Here is a 3,926-nt window from a genome sequence, read left to right as displayed (position 1 = left end):
ACACAAGCCCTGCAGGGACGCATGCAGGAGCAGGGGCTGCTGCTGCAAAGAATGTTGCCTTTGGCACGCAGCTTGGGTCAGCATATCCATCTCTTGCAACAGGATCTGGACCGTTTTGGCGGAGTGGAGGTCAGTGCAGGCAGCGGGGAAGCAAGCGACACGGAAGAAGAGCAGGATTTTATCAATGATGAGGAGTATTTGCGCCGGTAGATATACAGGCCGGGCAATTTGCAAAAACGCTTTGCCATGGGATGCACAGAGTATGGCAGGAGTCTCATCTCGGCAGACTGGCAGGGAGAGAGTGCCTCTGCCCGCGCAATAATACTATTTATATATTCGAGCTTTCAGTGAAAATTCTCTTTGCCAATCCTCCCTGGTGGGTCAGCAATACGCCACTCCAATTAAGCAGCGCAGAGGCACGCTCGCTCACCCATGCCGGAGTACGCTGTGGTTCGCGCTGGCCTTTTACCTTGCATGGCCAATCGACACCAGACCATTTTCGTTTTGGTGACTATCTGCCCTATCCGTTTTTTCTCGGTTATGCCGCTACCTATGCCCGCAAGCATCTGGGCGTACCAGTATTGCTGCGCGACAGCATTGCTCTGCGTGAGAGTTATCACTCCTTTTTTCAATATCTGCAACAACAACATTTCAGCCATTTGGTGATCGAAAGCGCCACCCCCAGTTGGCCGCATGATCAACTGTTATTGCAGGAGATCAAGCGGCGCCATCCCGATCTGCGCCTGCTGCTCACTGGACCCATTGCCAGCAAGGGCGAGGAGATTTTGGCCTCCGGGTTGGTACACAGCATCATTCGTGGCGAATATGAAAAAGGGGTAACAGAGGCCATCGCCCACGATAAAGAGGGCATGATCGATTATGCGCTGTTGAGCAGTGCCGAAATGAACAGCGCCCCCTATCCCTATTATGATGATCTGCTGGCCCATCGCTATTGTGACAGCAATCCCAGAGGTCAACGCTTTCCGCAAGCACAGGTGTGGAGCAGTCGCGGCTGTCCCTATAAATGTATCTTTTGTGTCTGGCCGGCCACCATGACCGGCAACGATCCCGATGGTAGCGGCCAGCGCAAAGTACGCCATTATACAGCCGATTATATGGAAGGAATGCTGCGCGAACTGGTGGGACGCTATCGCTTTCAATCCATCTATTTTGATGACGATACCTTCAATCTGGGGGATCGGCATGTGCTGGCGATGTGCGAGGTGATGCAACGGATCGCTCTACCCTGGTCGGCGATGTGTCGCCCGGATGGCATTCGTGCCTCCACCTGGGCGGCCATGAAAGAGAGTGGCTGCTTTGGCGTCAAGCTGGGTATCGAAAGCGGCAATCAGCAGGTGGTGGATCAGATTGTCAATAAAAAGCTTGATCTGGAAGAGGCGCGGCAGACCGTGCTCTACCTGAAACAGTTGGGAATGAGCGTACACGGCACCTTTACCTTGGGACTACCAGGAGAAAGCGATGCCCAACGCGAAGAGACCCGGCAATTTATTCGCTCTCTGCCCTTTGATTCGCTGCAAACCTCTGGATGCGCCGAAATCGAAGGCACCCCACTGCATACCCTGGCGCAAACCGGTGTTCTCCCCTCTTATCGTGGTGCGCGTCTCGATGCTGGCTACCAACGCCATGCCGATGGTGCAGTCAAACTGGCGGCTCTCAACAATGCCGACTCTGCCGCCGAGAGCAACCTGCTCTCGGCCACAACAACAGAGAGCACCCCACCCCCCGGCAACTGCCTGGAAACCATCCTGGAGCTGGATCAGCGCGGTGACCTCCAAGCGCTTTTGCACTATTTACAGGGACAACCCTATAGTGAAGAGCTGACCTTTGCCCTCTATCGCCTGCTGCAGGAGGGACGGGTGCGCTCCGCCTATGTGCTGGCGATAGTGTTGCAAGCAAGCGGTCGGCAAAATCCTCTCTATTCCCTGGCCAGCGCCGTGGGTGGGGAGTTGTATGGCGACGCACAGGCCACAACAAACGCTTTGCAGAGCTTGCGGCAACAGGCAGCCTCACTCTCCGAGCAACAGCGCCCCCTGCTGGAGCAGATAGTGATTCCCCTGCTCTATAATCTCTTGTTGACCGCACGCAGCCAACAAAACAACGCATTGATCTGGCTGGCCTTGCGCCTGTTGGCAGCCATTATACCCAGCTTTCTGCCAGAAGAGGCCAGACAAGAGCCGCTGCCCGCCAGCGCCAGCAGCAGCATACCCTCCTTTTCTGGACGCATCCATGTGCTCGATCCGATGTTTGGCTTTTATGGCCACCATGTGGCGGTCAACAATGCCATCCGCGACTATTGCCAACAACAGGGCTGGAGCAGCCAGTTTTATATCAGCCATCTGCCCACCCACGGCTTTACCCTGCCAGAAGATGTACAATCGCTATTCTGGGGGGTAGATCCCAATCGGGATCTGGGCGGCGAACGCAATCGGCTCTTTTTTAATGATGCGCGCCACGGACTAACTATCCATGCCACTGACCGGATCATCATCCACACCCTCTATGACAGCATTCTGATTGGCCTCTACCACTGGCTCTGCTCCTTGCCAGAGCTGCCGGCACAACTCTGCCTGATGCTGCGTTTTCCCCCCAACTTGATGTTGACAATCCGCAATATTCCCTTTTGGGTAGAGCCGCTCTTTGCCTTGGGCTTGCAACTGCTCAACAGCTTGCGACCACGTGTGCACTTTTTTGTCGATTCAATCACCTTGCGCGACTATTATCGGCAACTGGCGGGGATTGAGGCCACTTTGTTACCCATCTCCATCGACTTTTCGCCATTTGCCTCTCTGCCAGCGCTGCCAGCGATCAACGACACCGCTCCGACCACAGTGCTCTTTTTGGGGGAGGCACGGGGGGAAAAGGGCTTTATTTTGTTGCCGGAGGCGATTCGCCTGGTCCAGCAACAGTGCTCGGAGATTATTTTTGATCTGCATATCACCAACGTCAATCCGCAAGATCAAGAGATTATCGAGAGTCTGCGCCAGATCGCGCACGGGGTGCGTTTGACTGAAAATATCCGTTTGTATGGAGAGGCCTATTTTCGCAAAATTGCCTCTGCCGATGCGGTTTTGATTCCCTATTCACCGCTCTCCTACACCTATCGCACCTCGCACATCATGGTAGAGGCGTTGGGTTGTGGCGCTCCGGTGGTGGTCACCGGTGAGGGCTCCTGGATGGAACAATTTGTCCGCCCTCTGCAACCGACCCCAGCAGTGGTGATGCCCGAATTTTCTGCGCAAGCCCTGGCGGAAGCCGTTTTGGCTCTGCATCGGCGCAAGCGGCAGTATCAAGAGGCGGCGCGTGCCATTGCGGCACAGATTCGTGCCGAGCATAATCTGCCGCGTTTTATGCAGCTCTTGCTCGCCTCGCCCCGCACAGACCATTCCACAGAGTAGAGACAATGAAACGTATCCTGGTCACCGGTGGAGCCGGGTTTGTCGGTTCCAATCTGGCTGTCGCACTCAAACGCGACTATGGCGCTTGTCAGGTCTTGGCGATGGACAATTTGCGCCGCCGTGGCAGCGAATGGACCCTGCCACGTCTGGCCGCCCATGGTGTCACCTTTGTGCATGGCGATATTCGCAACAGCAACGATCTGGCTGAACTGGGAGCGGTGGATTTATTGCTGGAGTGTGCTGCGGAACCAAGCGTCCATACCGGCTATGGTGGCTCACCCGCCTATGTGGTTGAGTCCAATCTTGCAGGCTTGATCAACTGTCTGGAATATCTGCGCCAGCAGGGTGGACGTCTGCTCTTTTTATCCAGCTCGCGAGTCTATCCGATTGCCCCCTTGCGGGCATTGCCGTTGCAGGAGGAGGAGAGCCGTCTGGCTCTGCCTGCCAGCGCACACGGTCTCGGCTGGTCGGCGGCGGGCATCAACGAAGATTTTCCCTTGTCTGGCAGTC

At 55.7% G+C, this 3,926-nt stretch carries 3 protein-coding genes; all 3 read left to right on the top strand.

From position 1 onward, the window contains the following. Positions 1-210 (top strand): hypothetical protein (locus tag EJP87_RS17995; protein ID WP_193771411.1); only part of this gene is annotated, 210 nt, incomplete at its 5' end. A gap of 137 nt (positions 211-347) precedes the next feature. Continuing rightward, on the top strand, positions 348-3,416 hold the full coding sequence (locus EJP87_RS14460) for a radical SAM protein (protein ID WP_227657659.1): 3,069 nt from the start codon (positions 348-350) through the stop codon (positions 3,414-3,416). 5 nt (positions 3,417-3,421) lie between these two features. After that, positions 3,422-3,926 (top strand): NAD-dependent epimerase/dehydratase family protein (locus tag EJP87_RS14455; protein WP_130472570.1); only part of this gene is annotated, 505 nt, incomplete at its 3' end.

Source organism: Candidatus Magnetaquicoccus inordinatus (genome assembly GCF_004217665.1).
In the GTDB taxonomy this organism is placed as follows: Bacteria; Pseudomonadota; Magnetococcia; order Magnetococcales; family Magnetaquicoccaceae; genus Magnetaquicoccus; species Magnetaquicoccus inordinatus.
The sequence above is the reverse complement of the archived record's forward strand: the minus strand, read 5'-3'. Positions and strand labels throughout refer to the sequence as shown.